The organism is Streptantibioticus cattleyicolor NRRL 8057 = DSM 46488 (assembly GCF_000240165.1).
In the GTDB taxonomy this organism is placed as follows: Bacteria; Actinomycetota; Actinomycetes; order Streptomycetales; family Streptomycetaceae; genus Streptantibioticus; species Streptantibioticus cattleyicolor.
The window spans coordinates 352,327-369,328 of sequence record NC_017586.1; the positions used below are offsets into that span (position 1 = coordinate 352,327).

At 74.2% G+C, this 17,002-nt stretch carries 14 protein-coding genes; 8 read left to right on the top strand and 6 right to left on the bottom strand.

Translation table 11 applies throughout. The features are described 5' to 3' along the window. Window positions 1-4 precede the first annotated feature (4 nt). A complete protein-coding gene (locus SCATT_RS01345) occupies window positions 5-622 on the bottom strand; it encodes a TIGR03086 family metal-binding protein (protein WP_014141069.1) in 618 nt (205 codons plus the stop codon). A 100-nt stretch (window positions 623-722) separates the two neighbouring features. Next, a complete protein-coding gene (locus SCATT_RS01350; protein WP_014141070.1) occupies window positions 723-1,739 on the bottom strand; it encodes a M56 family metallopeptidase in 1,017 nt (338 codons plus the stop codon). Between the two features lie 243 nt (window positions 1,740-1,982). Between SCATT_RS01350 and SCATT_RS01355 the strand changes: the two genes are divergently transcribed. Then, window positions 1,983-3,197, top strand: coding sequence for a cytochrome P450 (locus SCATT_RS01355; RefSeq protein ID WP_014141072.1), 1,215 nt, complete (start codon window positions 1,983-1,985; stop codon window positions 3,195-3,197). Between the two features lie 127 nt (window positions 3,198-3,324). Here the strand turns inward: SCATT_RS01355 and SCATT_RS01360 are convergent, their stop codons facing one another. Continuing rightward, window positions 3,325-4,131 (bottom strand): hypothetical protein, encoded by an 807-nt coding sequence (locus SCATT_RS01360; protein WP_014141073.1) that lies wholly within the window; start codon window positions 4,129-4,131, stop codon window positions 3,325-3,327. Between the two features lie 196 nt (window positions 4,132-4,327). Continuing rightward, window positions 4,328-5,854, bottom strand: a complete 1,527-nt coding sequence (locus tag SCATT_RS01365; RefSeq protein WP_014141074.1) for an LCP family protein — start codon at window positions 5,852-5,854, stop codon at window positions 4,328-4,330. 168 nt (window positions 5,855-6,022) lie between these two features. On the opposite strand from SCATT_RS01365, the gene SCATT_RS01370 reads away from it, so the two are divergent. From SCATT_RS01370 to SCATT_RS01380, 3 genes are all read left to right on the top strand, one after another. Further along, window positions 6,023-6,691: a response regulator gene (locus tag SCATT_RS01370; RefSeq protein WP_014141075.1), complete on the top strand. Its 669-nt coding sequence runs from the start codon at window positions 6,023-6,025 to the stop codon at window positions 6,689-6,691. 223 nt (window positions 6,692-6,914) lie between these two features. Continuing rightward, entirely contained in the window at window positions 6,915-9,092 is a 2,178-nt protein-coding gene (locus tag SCATT_RS01375; protein WP_014141076.1) for a sensor histidine kinase, read from the top strand. Window positions 9,093-9,109: 17 nt separating this feature from the next. Further along, complete coding sequence (locus tag SCATT_RS01380) at window positions 9,110-9,310, top strand: hypothetical protein (protein ID WP_014627285.1); 201 nt, start codon at window positions 9,110-9,112, stop codon at window positions 9,308-9,310. 66 nt (window positions 9,311-9,376) lie between these two features. Here the strand turns inward: SCATT_RS01380 and SCATT_RS01385 are convergent, their stop codons facing one another. Both SCATT_RS01385 and SCATT_RS01390 read right to left on the bottom strand, forming a co-directional pair. Next, window positions 9,377-11,125, bottom strand: coding sequence for a carbohydrate binding domain-containing protein (locus tag SCATT_RS01385; RefSeq protein ID WP_014141077.1), 1,749 nt, complete (start codon window positions 11,123-11,125; stop codon window positions 9,377-9,379). Between the two features lie 241 nt (window positions 11,126-11,366). Beyond that, a complete protein-coding gene (locus tag SCATT_RS01390) occupies window positions 11,367-11,606 on the bottom strand; it encodes a chaplin (protein ID WP_014141078.1) in 240 nt (79 codons plus the stop codon). A 366-nt stretch (window positions 11,607-11,972) separates the two neighbouring features. Between SCATT_RS01390 and SCATT_RS01395 the strand changes: the two genes are divergently transcribed. The 4 genes from SCATT_RS01395 (at window position 11,973) to SCATT_RS01410 (ending at window position 16,998) form a co-directional block, all read left to right on the top strand. Next, window positions 11,973-12,344 (top strand): hypothetical protein, encoded by a 372-nt coding sequence (locus SCATT_RS01395; RefSeq protein ID WP_014141079.1) that lies wholly within the window; start codon window positions 11,973-11,975, stop codon window positions 12,342-12,344. 336 nt (window positions 12,345-12,680) lie between these two features. Next, window positions 12,681-13,607 (top strand): trypsin-like serine peptidase, encoded by a 927-nt coding sequence (locus SCATT_RS01400; RefSeq protein WP_014141080.1) that lies wholly within the window; start codon window positions 12,681-12,683, stop codon window positions 13,605-13,607. A 117-nt stretch (window positions 13,608-13,724) separates the two neighbouring features. Continuing rightward, window positions 13,725-14,414 (top strand): hypothetical protein, encoded by a 690-nt coding sequence (locus tag SCATT_RS01405; protein WP_014141081.1) that lies wholly within the window; start codon window positions 13,725-13,727, stop codon window positions 14,412-14,414. A gap of 181 nt (window positions 14,415-14,595) precedes the next feature. Further along, window positions 14,596-16,998, top strand: coding sequence for a phosphoketolase family protein (locus SCATT_RS01410; protein ID WP_014141082.1), 2,403 nt, complete (start codon window positions 14,596-14,598; stop codon window positions 16,996-16,998). The last annotated feature ends 4 nt before the right edge of the window (window positions 16,999-17,002 follow it).

The following is a 17,002-nucleotide window of genomic DNA, read 5'->3' on the forward strand; positions in this document are numbered from 1 at the left end:
CGGGTCAGCCGACGCGGCGGCCGGTGAACGCGGCCAGCCGGTCGGACGCGGAGGCCCCGGGCGGGGCCGGCTGTTCGGGGCCGAACGCCTTGCCCTCCACCTCGCGGCCGCGGAACTCGTCGCGCAGCGCGGTGCGGGCCCAGCGCAGGGCGGCCTCGGCCACCTCGTCGTCGAGTGGCGCCGTGCCGTCGGTGGCGCGCCTCAAGTCCCAGGCGTGCACGGTGAATTCGGTGATCTGCTGGTCGACCGGGAAGCGGGCGGGGACGGTGCCGACCACCGGGAGCCGGACGGTGCCGGTCAGGTCGCCGGCCGCGCGCCAGGCGGCGAGGAGCCGGGCGGCGCCGGTCCGGAAGACGGGGGCCCGGTCGGGTCCGGTGGCGGGCACCGGGGCGGTCCAGTCGGGGCGCTCGCCCCGGGCGACCGCGGTGAACGGGGCGAGGTCGTGCACCACGTGGTCGGCGAGGGTGCCCACGTCCCAGGTCAGGCACGGGGTGGGCAGCCCGAGCTGGTCGGGGCGTACGCCGTCCAGCACCGCGGCCATCCGGTCCAGCGCCCGGGCCAGCAGTCGCACCGGATCGTCCGTGCCGGTCACCGGGGTGCCGGAGGTGGTCGGGTCGCTCATGGGGCCTCCGTCGGTGGTCCGGCGGCAGCCGGGCCGGGCCAACTGTCCGCCACCGTAAGCGCGGCGCCGGACACCGACAACCCGGGTGGGCCGCCCGGCGTCAGCCGCGCCCGGCCGCCGTGAGCACCGCGTCCAGCCCGGGGGCCAGCGCCACCAGCACCGGCACCAGGGCGATCAGCAGCCCCACGGCGGTGAGGTGGAGCCGCTGCACGGGCCGCAGCCGGGGCGGCCCGGTCAGCAGCCGGTCGACCCGTTCGGCGACCTGCTCGACCGGGGGCGGCGGCGGGGAGCCGGGTGCCCACGCGGCGGGCGGCCTGGGGCGTGGGGGGCCGAACCGGCCGTCGTTGAGGTCGATCAGCGCCAGCGCGGTGGCCAGGCTGCCGTGGCGTTGCGCGGCGGCGTCGTCGGCGGCCAGCTCCACCAGCCGGGCCGAGGTGCGGGCGTAGGCGGTGAAGAGTTCGGCCGAGGGGAACGCGGTGGCCAGCGCGCCCGCGGAACGCAGCAGCAGATGGTGGCGGGCGCGGGCATGGGCGCGTTCGTGGGCGAGCACGGCACGCAGTTGCTCCGGGCCGAGCCGGCGCATCGCCCCGGTGGAGACCACCACGCGCGGCGGACGCAGCGGCATGGTCAGCGACCACGCCTCGGGCCGTGAGCCCTCCAGCACCAGCAGGTCGTCGTCGCCGCGACGGCCGCGCTGCCGGGGCACCGCGCCGGGCGGCAGCGGCGGGGCGGCGGCCCGCAGCGCCTGGTAGCGGCGGCGCCGGCTGATCCGGGCGAGATGCGCCTCGCGGAACAGGTGGAGCACGACGTGGACCGCCGCCGTGATCAGCACCGCGGCCAGCACCCCGCGCCACACCCCGCCGGCGGCCAGCCCGTAGGACTCCTGGACCCCGCGCGGGGCGGACTCGAAGAGCCCGGTGCGCAGCGGCGCCCACAGCGCGGCGCCGGTGACCAGCAGCGACAGCGCGAAGCACAACAGCACGGCGGCGACCACGCACTGCCACACCCACAGCGCGACGACCGGTTCGCGGTCCTGCCAGCTGGCGCGGCCCAGGATCCTCGGCGCCGCGACGGCGAAGGCCACGCCGATCAGCGGGAGCGCGAAGGCCGTTCCCACACCGTCCCCCTCTTCCTGCTCTCGTCGGGTGCTCCCCGCAGCATGCCCGGCCGGGCCCGCCGGTCGCCACGGTCGCGGTCCGCGAAACGTCCCGGGGCCGCGGGTCCGGCGGCGTCCCACGCTAGCCACCCACGGCTCGGAAGGCGCCATGAATGGCTCAACTACCAGTCACGTTTTGCGGAAGGCTTGGTGTGCACTGGCCGGCGGGGACGAGTGTGCGGAACCGACGGAGGTGCATGGATCGTGACCGATGCCCTGACGACCCAGCAGTCGCAGGCGCTTCCTTTCCCACAGGCCCGTACCTGTCCCTACCACCCGCCGGCCGGTTACCGGGACGTGCGGCAGACGGGCCCGGTCGGCCAGGTGCGGCTGTACGACGGCCGGTTGGTGTGGCTGGTGACCGGGCACGCGCAGGCCCGGGCGCTGCTGACCGACCCCAGGCTCTCGGCCGACCGGCAGAATCCGCGCTTCCCGGTGATCGCCCCCCGGCTCGCGGAACTCATCCGCCGGGTGCGCAGCCCGCTGCTCGGGGTCGACGAGCCGGAGCACGGGGTGCAGCGCCGGATGCTGATCCCCAGCTTCACGGTGAAGCGGACGGCCGCCCTGCGCCCGCGGATCCAGCGGGTGGTCGACGAGGCGCTGGACGCGATGGTGGCCCAGGGTCCCCCGGCCGATCTGGTGGCCTCCTTCGCGCTGCCGGTGCCCTCCACGGTGATCTGCCTGCTGCTCGGGGTGCCCTACGCCGACCACGAGTTCTTCGAGGGACGCTCGCGGCAGCTGCTGCGCGGGCCGCGCGCCGAGGACGTGGAGAGCGCCCGCCAGGACCTCAACGGCTACCTGCGCGACCTGGTGCGGGCCAGACGGAGCCGGCCGGGCGACGGCCTCCTCGACGAACTCGTCGCCGAGCAGCTGGAGCCCGGTCACCTCACCGAGGACGAACTGGTCAGCATGGCGCTGCTGTTGCTGGTGGCGGGGCACGAGACCACCGCCAACATGATCTCGCTGGGCACCCTGACGCTGCTGGAGCACCCCGAGCAGCTCGCCGCCGTGCGGACGGACCCGGGCGTGATCCCGGACACCGTCGAGGAGTTGCTGCGGTTCTTGTCGATAGCCGACGGTATGGCCCGGGTCGCCACCGCCGACATCGAGGTGGCCGGGGTGACGATACGCGCCGGGGACGGGGTGTTTCTGGCCACGTCGGAGATCAACCGGGATCCGGGCGCGTTCCCGGAGCCGGACGCGCTCGACGTGCGCCGGGGTGCCCGCCATCACGTGGCGTTCGGCTTCGGGGTCCATCAGTGCCTCGGCCAGAACCTGGCCCGCGCCGAGTTGGAGATCGCGCTCACCACGCTGTTCACCCGGCTCCCCGGGCTGCGGACGACGGTGCCGGCCGAGGAGCTGCCGGTCCGCGCCGGGGACGTCATCCAGGGGCTGGACGTGCTGCCGGTGACCTGGTGACAACAGGCTGAATCCGGCGGCCTGTTGACCTCGGCCGGGCACGAGGGCTCGCCCGGCCACCGGTTCCGGGCGTGCCGCGGCCCCGGGTGACGCGTACCCGGGGCCCGGCGTGCGCGATGTCGTGGCGTCAGACGGAGTCGCCGTCACGGCGGCGCCGGACGACGAGTGCACCGGTACCCGCCGCCGCGGTGGCCAGCAACGCGGTGCCGGCGACGATCTCCGCGGTGTTCACCGTGCTGGCGCCACCGCCACCGGCGTGGACCGGGCCCTTGGGCGGCTTGGCCAGCACCCGGACGGTGCCGTAGAGGACCTTGTCGTGCCAGCGGGTCTCGGGGGCGTTCCAGCCGTGGCCGTCCTCCCGGTCGTCGTCCCGCCCGTGGTCGCGGCCGTGCTCCCGGCCGCCGTGGTCGCGGCCCTCGTCCCGGCCGCCGTCCCACCAGTTGTCCCGGCCGTGCTCCCGGCCGCCGTGCTCCCGGCCCTCGTCCCGGCCCCCGTCCCACCCGTTGTCGCGGCCGTGGTCGTGGTCCCGGCCGTGCTCGCGGCCGTGGTCGTCGCGGTCGTGGCTGCCGCCGTTCCAGCCGTGGTCGTACCCGTGGTCGCGGCCGTGGTCGTAGCCGTGGCCGCCGTCGTGGTGCCGGCCGCACTTGACGACGACCTTGTACTCGCCCGGCTTGACGTCGGCGATCCGGGCCTCACCGCCGAGCCCGTGACGGGCCCGCTCCAGCCGCGCCTCCCCGGTGAACGCCTCCGACCAGGCCGACGCGTACTCGCTGTGGCACCGGTCGCCGTCGTAGACCTGGACGGTCTCGCCCGGCTTGGCCTCGTGCGGCACGACGTGGACGTCCCACCCGTCGTGCGCGGCGGCGACCGGCGCGCCGGCTATGACGGCCGCACCGGCCACGGCAATGGCGGTTACCAGCTTTTTGGCCTGCATGTCTTCCTACCTTCTGTTGAGGCCCGCTTCGTCCTGGATGGCGGAAGTGGGGCGACATTAGGTGGTCAATGCCGCATAAGAAGAACTATGTGATGTATCGGACAGCGGCAACTCGTCGGAGGCCGCCGGGCGACCCCGTCGCGGGCGCCCGGCGTACGCCGTTTGAGTGAGCGTCAGCCGCCACCGCCCCGCCGGGTCAGGGGGCCGACAGCGGTACGCCGCGACTGGCCGCGTACGCCTGAACGGGTGTCATGGCGACGCCGCCCAGCAGGACCGTCGGGAACCGGCTCACCTGGGCGCACTCCCCGCCCTGGTCGGCGCTGCGCGGGTGGGCGTCGGCGAGCGGCGAACCGGCGTCGGGCGAGGCGGAGGCGGAGGAGGCGGGGGAGGCCGACGCGGACGCCGGGGCCGGCACCGAGGACGAGGCGGCGACCGGCGGGGCGGAGGAGGCGGGCGCGACGACACCGGGCCGGAAGACCGGCAGCCCACCGGCGCGCGCGACCGTGGCGGACGGCGTCACGGCGGGCCGGGCAGGCGGCGGGGCCGGACCGGCGGCGGGGCGGGCGGCCCCGGCCGGGGTGAGCGGACGGTCGGCCGCGATCGCCTCGAACAGCTTCCGGGCGGCCGGCGCGACCAGCACCCGGTCGGGGTCTCCGGGGTCCGGGACGCTCTGCATGGTGACGAAGGTGACCCGGGAGGGCGGCACCTTGTCGATGTCGTCGGCGAGCCCGAGCAGCTTGTGCAGGCTGTCCAGGCCGGTGTCGACGGTCAGCGCCCGGGTGGCGGCGTCGGCGAGCGAGTAGACGGTGGCGGGCCTGCTCAGCGTCCCGGCCGCCTTCAAGGTGCGCACCAGCGCCGCCAGATACAGGTGCTGGGCGTAGGTGCGGCCCAGGTCGCTGCCGTCCCCGAAGGCGTGCCGGGACCTGACGAACTGGAGCACCGCCATGCCCTTGAGCACGTGCTCGCCCCGGGTCAGCTTCAGGTGCGAGTAGGGGTCGTAGACATCGTCGCTGACGCAGACCGGCACCCCTCCGGCGACGTCCGACAGCCGCACCACCCCGGCGAAGTCCACCATCAGGAAGTGGTCGATGGGGATGCCGGTGAGCTGGTGGACGGCGGCCACCGTGCACCCGGGGCCGTACTGGAGCGTGGAGTTGAGCTGTCCGTGGTGGGCGGGCACCACGGTGCCGGCGTGCGCGTCCCGGCAGGCCGGCAGGTCGGTGACGGTGTCCCGGGGCACGCTGAGCACGGTGGCGCCGGCGCGGTCGGCGGCGAGGTGGACCACCATCTCGACGTCGGCGTTCTCCCCCGGCCCGCAGTCGCCGCCGATGGCGCAGTCGTCGGCGGTGGCCCGGGTGTCGGAGCCGATCACCAGGACGTTGACCGGGGTGCGCCCGAAGGCGTCGGGCCGCTCCCGGCCGGCGTCCCCGGTGGTGCCGCCGAACAGCGGCAGCCCGCGCAGGTTGCCGCTCAGGTCCTCGTAGACCAGCGCGCCGATGCCGACCACCAACAGGGTGAACAGGCACCCCGCGACGGTGACGGCGCGCAGCACCCGGCGGCGCCGGGCGGGGACGGGGGCGGGGTCGCCGGCCGTGTCGTCGTCGGCGCCGTCGCCCCCCGCCGGGGACGCCGGCGCGGACGCCGGTGGGGGCTTCGCGCCGGGGGCGGGCGGACCGGGGCGTTCCGGGCCGTCTTCCTCGCTGCCGTCGGCTGATTCGCTCAATGCCGCCCCTCGTGCTCGTTGCCCTGGGACCGGTGTGGTGCCGGCCGTCCGCCGCCGCGTGGCCGGGGCCGGCCCGCGGTCACGGGGGCCTGGCCGTCGCGGAAGCACCGGGTCCACCTCGTCCGATCGCGCTCAGTGAGCGCCCTGTCACCATTAGCATGGCTTCCCGTGGGTGGCGAGGAAGCTGCGGCCGTGGTGAAGGTGGTGATCGTCGACGATCACCCGCTGTTCCGTTCGGGTCTGCGGGCGGCGCTGGAGAGCACACCGGACATCCGGGTGGTCGCGGAGGCGGAGACGGCGGGCGCGGTGGCCGACGCGGTCGCCCGGCACGGGCCGGACGTGGTGGTGATGGACCTGACGCTGCCGGACGCCTCCGGCATCGAGGTGACCCGGCGGCTGGTGGCCGCCGACCCGGGGCTGCCGGTGCTGATGCTGACCATGTCCGACGACGACGGCAGCCTGCTGGCAGCGCTCCAGGCGGGCGCCCGCGGCTACCTGGTCAAGGGGGCCGGCCGGGAGGAGGTGCTCTCCGCGGTGCGCACGGTGGCGGCCGGCGGGGCGGTCTTCGGCAAGGGCACCGCCGAGCGGATCGCCGCCCTGCTGGCCGGTGAGCGCCGACGCAGCGCGGAACGGCTCTTCCCGGCGCTCACCGCCCGGGAGAGCGAGGTGCTCGACCTGGTCGCCCGGGGCTACGACAACCGGCGTATCGCGCGCGAGCTGGTCGTCGCCGAGAAGACGGTGCGCAACCACGTCACCCGGATCTTCGAGAAGCTCCACGTGGCGACCCGGGCCGAGGCGGTGGCCCTGGCCCGTGACGTGGGCCTGGGCGACCGCTGACCGGCCCCCGGCCGGGCCGGGACCGGTTGGGGACCGGCGCCCCATGCGCTTGGGACGAGGGGGGCCGGACGATGGCGGAACGGCGCCGCCGAAGTGCGCGGCCCGCGGCGGTCCCGCTCCGGGCGCCCGGGCCGCCGGGACGGCCGGACGCTTACGGGGGGTGTCCGGCCGCCCGTCCGCCCTGTGGTGGCGGCGGGCCACCGGACACGGCGAGGAGGGCCGGATGAGCGCACCCCCGACCAACGCGGAACTGCCGGGCGCCTTCCGCCCGGCCGGACTCGGCGCGGCCTGCGCGGGCTGCGGCGCCGCCCTGCTGGGCGCCTTCGCCTGGGTGGCCACGGTGCTGGTGCGCGCCGGGGCGCCGCGGACGGCCGGGGTGCCGTTCGCCTCGCTGGGGGTGGAGATCCTGCTGGCGGTCGGCTTCGCGCTCTCCGGCACCGTGAGCCTGGCGCACCGGCGGGGCAGCGCGGTGGGGCGGCTGCTGCTCGCCGCGGCCTGCGCCAAGCTGCTGCCGCACGCCGCCGCGGTGCTGGCGACCGCCGCCGGGGCCGGCCCCGGGCTCGACGCGCCGCTGGCGGTGGCCACCGCGGCCGGGGACATCACCATGGTCTTCGCGCTCTTCGCGCTGCCGCTGTGGCTGCCCGGCGGTCGGCTGCCGGGCCGCCGCTGGGGCGTGGCGCTGGCGGTGGCGGTGGCGGCGTGGAGCGTGCTCCAGCAGTTCTACGACGGCGCCACCGAACACGCCTGGTACGGGGTGCCCAACCCGCTGACCCGGGCGCCCTGGGCGGCGCTCGCCGGCACCCTGACGCCGTGGCTGGGGGCCGGCGCGCTGGACGTGGTGCCGCCGCTGGTGGTGGCGGTCACGCTGGGCACCATGGCGGTGCGCTGGCCGCGGTGTCCCAAGGGTGAACGGCCCAAGGGCGCGCTGCTGTTGCCGTATCTGCTGTGGATCGTGGTCATCTTCTTCGGCTTCTACCTCGGGTTGCGCGGCACCCCGGCGCGGGCGCTGTACTACGCGGACGCCGCGGTGTGGCCGCTGGCGCTCGGTTACGCGTTCGCCCGGGACCGTTCGTGGCACCTGAGCCGTTCGGCGCGGCGCGCGCTGTCGGTGATACTGCTGACGACGGCGCTGGTGGCGCTGGGTTCCGCGCTGGCGCTGGCGCTCTCGCTGACGCTGCCGGGGGCGCGCACCCCGGGTGCGCTGGCGCTGGCGTGCGCCGCGCTGCTGATCGGGGTGGCGCTGCGGTCCTCGGCGCGGTGGGCGGCGCGGGTGGTGGACCGTTTCTACTACGGCGAGCGCGCCCACCCGTACCAGGTGGTGCGGGAGCTGGCCGAGCGGCTGGGCCGGGCGGTGAGCCCCCGGGAGGCGCCGGAGTTGCTGTGCGGGACGGTGGTGGGCACGCTGCGGCTGGCCGCCGCCCGGGTGACGGTGGCGACCAGTGAGGGCGCGCGGGTGGCGGCCGGTTCGGGCGGGGCGCCGGCGGCGGGGTGGACGGCGTTCCCGCTGGTCTACGAGGGCGCCGTGATCGGCACGTTGCTGGCCGCGCCCCGCCCCGGCGAGCCGGTGCTGGACGAGCAGGACCGCGACCTGCTGCGGTTCCTGGCCGGTCAGGCGGCGCCGGCGATCGCCTCGCTGCGGCTGTACGAGGAGTTGCAGGCGAGCCGGGAACGGCTGGTGGTGGCCCGGGAGGAGGCGCGGCGGCGGCTGCGTCACGATCTCCACGACGGTCTCGGCCCCGCGCTGTCCGGGCTGCGCCTCCAGGTGGACACCGTGCGTGCCGCGGTCCCGGAAGGCACCGAGGTGGCCGGGGCGCTGGTGGCGGTCTCGGACGGGATCGCCGACGCCGTACGGGAGTTGCGGCGGATCACCGACGGGCTGGCCCCGGGGGCGCTGGACCGCGAGGGGCTCACCGAGGCGTTGCGTCAGGTGGCCCGTGGGTTGTGCGGGGGCGCGCTGCGCACCGGATGCGTCTTCCGCCCCGATCCGCTGCCGCCGCTGCCGCCCGCGGTGGAGGTCGCGGTCTACCGGATCGCCGCCGAGGCGCTGCACAACGTGGTGCGCCACGCCGGGGCCGCCACCGCCCGGCTGACGGTGGCGGTGGCGGGGGCGACGGTGGCGGTGGAGGTCGCCGACGACGGGGACGGGCTGCCGGGGGCGGCCGGACGGGGCCGGGGGCTGGGGCTGCGGTCGATGGCCGAGCGTGCCGAGGAGCTCGGCGGCTCGTTGGAGTTGTCACCGGGGCCGGCCGGCCGGGGCACCACGGTCCGGGCGGTGCTGCCGCTTGCGTCCGGGGGGGGTGAGCCGCACCAAGTTGTGACCGGTGCCCCGTGCCCTTGGGACACGGCCGGCCCGACCATGGTCACGGTCGCGCGCCAGGCGTGGCCGGACCTTCGGACGTGAAGACGTGGAGGACGACGATGGAGCCGACGCAGAGGAAGACGACCGGGCCGGCGGGGACGGCACTGGCCTTCTCGACGGTCGCCGCGGTGCTGGCCATCGCGGCCCCGTGGGCCCGGCGCACGTGGCGCACCCGGGGTGGCGGCGGCCTGGCCGGCGCCGTTCCGGACGGTTGCCACCCGCCCAACTCCTGCCCGCGGCGCCCGCATCCGGACGCCTGAGCCGGGAACGGGCCGGGGCCCGCGGGAGCCCTTCCCCGCGGGCCCCGGCCTTGTGCGTACCACCGGTCAGTTCAGCGACAGGTCGTCGGCGTAGACGTTGCCCTGGCCGTACCAGCCGTGCACGTAGACGGTGACGGTGCCGGAGGAGCCGGTGGTGAAGGGCACGGTCAGCTTCGACCAGCCGGTGGAGGAGGTCCAGGTGCTGGCGGTGGCGCCGCCGCTGACCCCGAGGTAGGCGTAGGCGCCCTGGACCCAGCCGGTGAGGGTGTAGCTGGTGTTGGGCTTGAGGGTGAGCGTCTGGTCGCACTCACCGGTCTGACCGCTGGTGGCCGTGGCCTGGAGGGCGTGGCCGCCGGAGTGCGTGGGGCTGGTGACCACGGTGCCGCCGCTCTGGCAGGACCACGGGGCGAGGGAGCCGGTCTCGAAGTCACCGTTGACCAGCGAGCCGGAGCCGCCGGAGGAGCCGGTGACGGTCAGGGTGTAGGTGGTGGTGTGGCTGCCGGAGGGCGCCGTGCCGGTGACGGTGACCGGGTAGGTGCCGGCCGGCACCGAGGAGGCGACCTTGGCGGTCAGCGTGGCGCTGCCGCCCGCGGTGACCGAGGCGGGGCTGAGGGAGACGGTGACGCCGGAGGGGGCGCCGCTCGCGGTCAGGGCGACGGTCTGCGCGGAGCCCGCGGTCACCGAGGTGGCGATGGCCGCGGTGGCGGTGCCGCCGGGGGCCACCGATCCGGCCGACGGCGCGGCCGACAGCGCGAAGTCGTTGCTGACCGGCCCGCCGCCCCCGGTGAACGGCTCGAAGGTGTGGCTGAACTGCCACTGGCTCTGCGCGACCCCCGAGCAGGTGTCCGAGCCGCCGGTGCCGGGGCAGCCGCCGTTGTCCCGCTGGAGCGCCCAGAACGACAGGGTGTTGATGCCCTTGCCGACGGCCCAGTTGTAGACGGTGGTGGCGTCGGCGGTGGTGAACGTCTCGGCCGCGCCGTAGTCGTCGATGCCGGGCATCTCGGTGACGCCGATCATCCCCCACAACTGGGCGTCGCTGCGGCCCGGGTAGAGGGAGGCGAGCTGGTCGTGGAGCCCGGAGGCGGCGTTCTCGGTGTCGGTGGCCATCTCGTGGGTGGCGCCGTCGTAGTAGTCGAACGTCATGATGTTGACGACGTCGATGCGGGCGCCGTTGGAGACGGCGTTGCGCAGCACGGCGAGTCCGCTGTCGGCGAGGCCGCTGGTGGTGGTCGGCAGGGTGTAGGAGAACTGGACGTTGCGTCCGTTGGCGGCGGCCCAGTCCTCGACCTGCTTGATGGCCTTGTTGCGGCGGTCGATCCCGGCGCTGTTGGTCAGCGAGTTGTCCTCGGTGTCGAGGTCGATGCGGGAGATGTCGTAGGTGGTGATGACCTTCTCGTAGGCGGCGGCTATGGAGGCCACGTCGGTGCAGCTGTCGGCGATCTCGGTGCCGGTGTTGTCCGCGGTGTAGCCGCCGAAGGACGGTATGACGTCACCGCCGGACGCCTTGATGGCGGAGATGTCGCTGCCGAACGAGGAGGAGGCGATGGGTTTTCCGGTGTCGCCGTTCCAGTAGGGGGTGCACGAGCCCTTGCTGGCGGCCTGGATGAAGGCCATGGTCAGGTATTTGGCGCCGGAGGCCGAGGCGAGGGCGGCCGGGCTGTCGCCGTTGTACGCCTCGAAGTAGGGGGCGAAGACATGGGCGGGCAGCGGGGTGGCGGCGTGCGCGGCGCCGCCACCGGTGACCAGCAGGCCCGCCGAGGCGGCGGCCGTGGCCAGGGCGGTCAGTGCGGCACGTACGGGTCTGGCAGGTCTCATGGACGCTCCCGGGCAGGGGGTGGGGGACGCATGGGGGGACCGCGGTGCCGACCATGGTTGGACTAGACCAACTAACTGTCAAGAGTCCTAACAATTCCCGTCCGGAAGCTCCCGCAACGCCGTGAAGGCACCGCTTGGCCCACGCACGACGGCGCCCACCCGCCGCCTGACGACGAGTGGGCGCCGCGGTGTCCGATCCGGTGACACCCCATCACGCACCGGACCGTGCCCGGGTACGGCCTCAGGTGTTGACGCAGGTGTTGCCGAAGGTCGGGTTGAGCAGGCCGATGATGTCGATGCTGTCACCGCACAGGTTGATCGGGACCTGCACCGGGATCTGGACGGTGTTGCCGGAGATGACACCGGGCGAGTTGGCCGCGGCCCCCTTGGCTCCGGCGCTGGCGAAGGCCCCGCCGGCCGAGGCGGAGACTGCGGCACCCGCCGCCGCGGTGACCATGAGGGCCTTGGCGATACGCGACATACTGGGAAGTCCTTTCACACACGAGGAACAGCGACCCCCCGCTCCGGCGCACCGGACGCGAGGACCCTGAACAACGCATCAGCCCGGGGTGGCGTAGCGGGGCGCCCCTCGAACAGGTGAATACCGCACCCGCCCGGCCCAGTGGGGCCGCCCCGCCGACCCCTCCCCCGACACCCGGCGACACGTCAACACCCCGCTCGCGGCACGCCGACACCCGGGCGGCTCAGCGTGCTGCGGCGGACACCTCCCCGATGGAGCAACTTCCGGCCTCCGATGGAGCACCTTGCCGCGAATTGGCGCGACAGACCCCGGCAACCGTCCATAACGTCACCCATGTCCCATTCGCACGGATCGAGGAGATCGATCGTGAAGAAGACTCTTGCCCGAGGCGCCGCTGTCGCCTTCCTGTCGGTTGCCGCCCTCGCGCCGCTGGCCGGCACCGCCCAGGCCCACGACCGCTGCCACCACCACGGGCAGTCCCACCACAACGACAACTGGGGTGGTGACAACTGGGGTAACGACGACTGGGGTCGAGGCTACGACAACTGGGGTAACGACGACTACGGCCGTGGCGAGGGCTACGGCCGTGGCGAGGGCTACAGCCGTGGCGAGGGCTACGGCCGTGACGACGACTACGGCTACGGCCGCCGCGAGTGCCGCCGCGAGCGTGAGTGCCGCGAGCACCACGACCACTTCGGCAGCTTCAACTGGTTCACCGTCATCGACTTCGACGACTGATCCCGCGGGGATCCCCCCGCACCTGACGAAACCGGCCCCCGGCTGACCCCGGGGGCCGTCTTCGTTCCCGCGCGGTCTGACACAACATCAGCCGCGCGGAGCGCCCGTCGGCACACCGGCGCGCGGGCCGGCAGTGGGGGCGCGTCCACCCGGCGCGACGGGCCCGGAGGTGACGTGCGGTCACACCATCCGGGGCGGTTCCGGAGTCTCCCGTTACGACCCGGTATCTTCGTGTGCCGACCACTCGTCACTCACCCGGTGTTGGCCGCACGATGGCACGGTGATGCCGTTCGTCCCCGGTCCCGCGTTTTCCGCCTTCCGGAAAGGCCGACGCCGATGCGCCGATCGACCGTTTCACGTCTGCTGACCGCCGCCCTCCCGGCGGCGCTGCTGACCGTCCTGTCCCTGCTGACCGCTCCCGCGGCCCACGCCGCCGCGCCGCCGGGGGGACGCGCCCGGCAACTGGACGCCTACTGGACGGCCGCCCGCATGGAGGCGGCGCGGCCGGTGCCGGACGACCGCCGCACCGCCGCGGCACCGCACACCGACCCGGTGCCGCCGAGCCACCCGTTCCCCGGACTGCCGCAGGTGGGCACCTTCTTCTGGACCGACGGCCACAACACCGGCCGGTTCTGCGGCGCCACCGTGGTCCGCAGCCCCGGCCGCGACCTGGTGGTCAGCGCCGGCCACTGCCTGCGCAACCCCGACCCCAAACGCGACTTCACCTTCGTGCCCCAGTACCACGACGGGCTCAAGCCGTTCGGGGTCTTCCCGGTCGACGCCATCTACCTCGACCAGCGCTACTACGACCTGGGCACCGGCAAGGGCGCCCGGTGGGACTTCTCCGTCGAGCGGCTGGCGCCCCGGGCCGACGGACGGCAGGTGGAGGAGGTCACCGGCGGCTTCGACCTGCTCCCCTACACCGGCTACAACCACCACGACGTGCGGCTGATCGGCTACCCCGGGTTCAGCGACAGCCACCCGGAACCGCTGGACTGCTCCTCGTCCACCCACAAGTACACCAGCACCGATCCGGGCGCCCCCGGTGACTTCCTGGAGATCGCCTGCGCCGGTTACATCGGGGGCACCTCCGGCGGGCCGTTCCTGGTGCGCGATCCGTTCGGGTACGCGCTGATCGGGGTGATCGGCGGCTACCACACCGGCGGTGACACCCCGGACATCTCCTACAGCCCCTACTTCACCGCCGACATCGTCGCGCTGTACGTGCACGCGCTGCGCGGGGACCCGCCCGCGCACGCCTGACGACGCCGTCGAAGGCGGGCCGTGGTCACGCTCGGCCCACCATGAGTTGCGCACCGCGACCGGCCCTCGGAGTGTGGTGCGGGACACCTCCCGTCACCTCGGAAGGAAGCCACACCCATGCGAATGACCCGGAAGACCGGTGTCCTCCTCTCCACCATCGTGACCGGCGCGGTCGCGGTCGGCGCCTTCGGTACGGCGACCGCGGCCGTCGGCGGTCACCAGACCGCCCGGGTCGTCACACCGGCCCCGGCGGCCGACCCGGTGGCCCAGGTCGGCCAGTTGGAGAACCTCGGCTCGGTCAGCAAGGTCGCCGAGACGCTCAAGGTCGCGCTGACCGGGCGGCCCGACACCGCCAGGCTCAACGCGCTGGCCCAGCAGGCCAAGCGGACGCTGGACAACGTCGCCGGCTCCACCACCACGTCCACCTTCACCACCCGGGTGGCCGCGCCCCCCAACCAACTGGTGATGAAGGCCGCCAACCAGACCAAGAGTTCGCTGGACGCCCTGGTGAAGGCAGCCGCCACCAAGAACACCAAGAAGATCAGCACCGCGGTGCGCTCGGTCATCCAGTCCTCGGTGAACCTCGCCGCCAGCCTGGTGCTCAGCAGCGGGCTGCCGGCGCCGACGCTGCCGGGGCTGCCCAGACTGCCGCAGTCGCCCGGCGGTCCGGGCAACGGCGGCCAGGTCGGCCAGGGCTCCAAGCCCGGCTTTCCCGGCGGGCAGAACCAGCCCGGCGACCAGAGCCAGCAGGGCGGCCAGCAGCCGGGCGACTCCGGCACCGGCCAACTGCCCGGCGCCGACGGCTGACCCGGGCCCCTTTACGTACCGGCCCGCCGGACGCGGGTGCGGGCGCCGTGGCCGCGTCGTACCCCCGCCACCGGCGGTACGCGGCCATCGCGCCCGCACCCGCGCCGTCGTGCGGGAGTAACCCCGCGGCACCGGGTACCCGGGCCCTTTCCGACCAGCGTGACGCGGGAGGCGATACGGCGTGGCCGTCACCGAGGAAGACACCCCGAAGACCCCGGGCGACGCGAGGCGGGCACCGCTGTCCGACGCGGGTCTGGCGACGCTGGACCGCTACTGGCGGGCGGCCAACTACCTCGCGGTGGGCCAGATCTACCTGCTCGACAACCCGCTGCTGCGATCCGGCCTCACCCTCGACCACATCAAGCCGCGACTGCTCGGCCACTGGGGCACCACCCCCGGGCTCAACCTGATCTACGCCCACCTCAACCGGGTGATCTCCACCCGCGACCTGGACATGATCCACATCACCGGCCCCGGTCACGGCGGCCCGGCCACCCTCGCCTGCTGCTGGCTGGACGGGAGTTACTCGGAGGTCTACCCGGACGTGACGCGGGACGCCGACGGCATGCGGCGGCTGTTCCGGCAGTTCTCCTTCCCCGGCGGGGTGCCCAGCCATGTGGCGCCGGAGACCCCGGGGTCCATCCACGAGGGCGGTGAGCTGGGGTACGCGCTCAGCCACGCCTACGGTGCCGCCTTCGACAACCCGTCGCTGGTGGTGGCCGCCATCGTGGGCGACGGGGAGGCCGAGACCGGCCCGCTGGCCACCGGGTGGCACGGCAACAAGTTCCTCGACCCGGTGCACGACGGCGCCGTGCTCCCCATCCTCCACCTCAACGGGTACAAGATCGCCAACCCCACCGTGCTCGCCCGGCTGCCGCACGACGAACTCGACGCGCTGCTGCGTGGTTACGGTCACCGTCCGGTGTACGTCGAGGGGGACGATCCGGCCACCGTGCACCGGGCGCTCGCCGCCGCCCTCGACGACTGCCTGGACGAGATCGCGCGGATCCAGCGGGCGGCCCGCCGGGAGGGGGCCACCGAGCGCCCCCGCTGGCCGATGATCGTGCTGCGCACGCCGAAGGGGTGGACCGGGCCGCATACGGTGGACGGGGTGCCGGTGGAGAACACCTGGCGCGCCCACCAGGTGCCGTTGTCGGGGCTGCGGGAGAACCCGGGACATGTGCGGATGCTCCAGGAGTGGCTGCGTTCCTACCGGCCCGACGAGCTGTTCGACGAGGCGGGCCGCCCCCGGCCGGAGCTGCTGGGTTTCGTCCCCGAGGGCGACCGGCGGCTGGGTTCCAACCCGCACACCAACGGCGGCCGGCTGCTGCGCGGTCTGCCCGTGCCCGACGTGCGCGACTACGCGGTGGAGGTGGCCTCGCCCGGCGCCACCGCCCACGAACCCACCCGGGTCCTCGGCGGGGTGCTGCGTGATGTGATGCGGGCCACCGCCGACCGGCGTGACTTCCGCCTGTTCGGCCCGGACGAGACCGCCTCCAACCGGCTCCAGGACGTCTACCAGGCCACCGGCAAGGGGTGGCAGGAGCGGATGCTGCCGGTGGACGAGCACCTGGCCCGCGACGGCCGGGTGCTGGAGGTGCTCTCCGAACACAACTGCCAGGGGTGGCTGGAGGGTTACCTGCTCACCGGGCGCCACGGCCTGTTCTCGTCCTACGAGGCGTTCATCCACATCGTGACCTCGATGGCCAACCAGCACGCCAAGTGGCTCCAGGTCTCCCGCGACCTGCCGTGGCGGATGCCCATCGCCTCCCTCAACTACCTGCTCACCTCCCATGTCTGGCGCCAGGACCACAACGGCTTCTCGCACCAGGACCCCGGCTTCATCGACCACATCGTCAACAAGGACCCGCGCACCGTGCGGGTGTATCTGCCGCCGGACGCCAACTGCCTGCTCGCGGTGGCCTCCCGGGTCCTCGGCAGCCGGGACCGCATCAACGTGGTGGCCGCCGGCAAGCAGCCGTGCCCGGACTGGCTTGGCATCGACGCCGCCGTCCACCACCTCGACCGCGGGGTGAGCGTGTGGGAGTGGGCGGGCACCGACACCGGACGCGAACCGGACGTGGTGCTGGCCGCCGCCGGTGACGTGCCGACGATGGAGGTGATGGCCGCCGCGTGGCTGCTGCGCCGGCATCTGCCCAAGCTCGCGGTGCGGGTGGTCAACGTCATCGACCTGATGCGGCTGATGCCGGACGGCGACCATCCGCACGGGCTGAACGACCACGGTTTCGACGCGGTGTTCACCGCCGACAAGCCGGTCATCTTCGCCTACCACGGCTATCCGTGGCTGATCCACCGGCTCACCTACCGGCGTCGCGGCCACGACAACATCCACGTACGCGGCTACATGGAACACGGCACCACCACGACCCCGTTCGACATGGTGGTGCTCAACAACATGGACCGCTACCGGCTGGTGATGGACGTCATCGACCGGGTGCCGGGGCTGGCGCTGTCGGCGATCGGGGTGCGCCAGCAGATGAAGGACAAGCGCAACGAGCACCGGGCCTACATCCGGGAGCACGGCGAGGACATGCCGGAGGTGCGGGAGTGGACCTGGTCGTGAGACC

What these genes read in the sequence shown, in the direction of transcription:
- SCATT_RS01400 (WP_014141080.1), top strand. Translation starts at nt 12,681, where the DNA reads ATGCGCCGATCGACCGTTTCACGTCTGCTGACCGCCGCCCTCCCGGCG.
- SCATT_RS01390 (WP_014141078.1), bottom strand. Translation starts at nt 11,606, where the DNA reads ATGTCGCGTATCGCCAAGGCCCTCATGGTCACCGCGGCGGCGGGTGCC.
- SCATT_RS01345 (WP_014141069.1), bottom strand. Translation starts at nt 622, where the DNA reads ATGAGCGACCCGACCACCTCCGGCACCCCGGTGACCGGCACGGACGAT.
- SCATT_RS01375 (WP_014141076.1), top strand. Translation starts at nt 6,915, where the DNA reads ATGAGCGCACCCCCGACCAACGCGGAACTGCCGGGCGCCTTCCGCCCG.
- SCATT_RS01380 (WP_014627285.1), top strand. Translation starts at nt 9,110, where the DNA reads ATGGAGCCGACGCAGAGGAAGACGACCGGGCCGGCGGGGACGGCACTG.
- SCATT_RS01405 (WP_014141081.1), top strand. Translation starts at nt 13,725, where the DNA reads ATGCGAATGACCCGGAAGACCGGTGTCCTCCTCTCCACCATCGTGACC.
- SCATT_RS01385 (WP_014141077.1), bottom strand. Translation starts at nt 11,125, where the DNA reads ATGAGACCTGCCAGACCCGTACGTGCCGCACTGACCGCCCTGGCCACG.
- SCATT_RS01360 (WP_014141073.1), bottom strand. Translation starts at nt 4,131, where the DNA reads ATGCAGGCCAAAAAGCTGGTAACCGCCATTGCCGTGGCCGGTGCGGCC.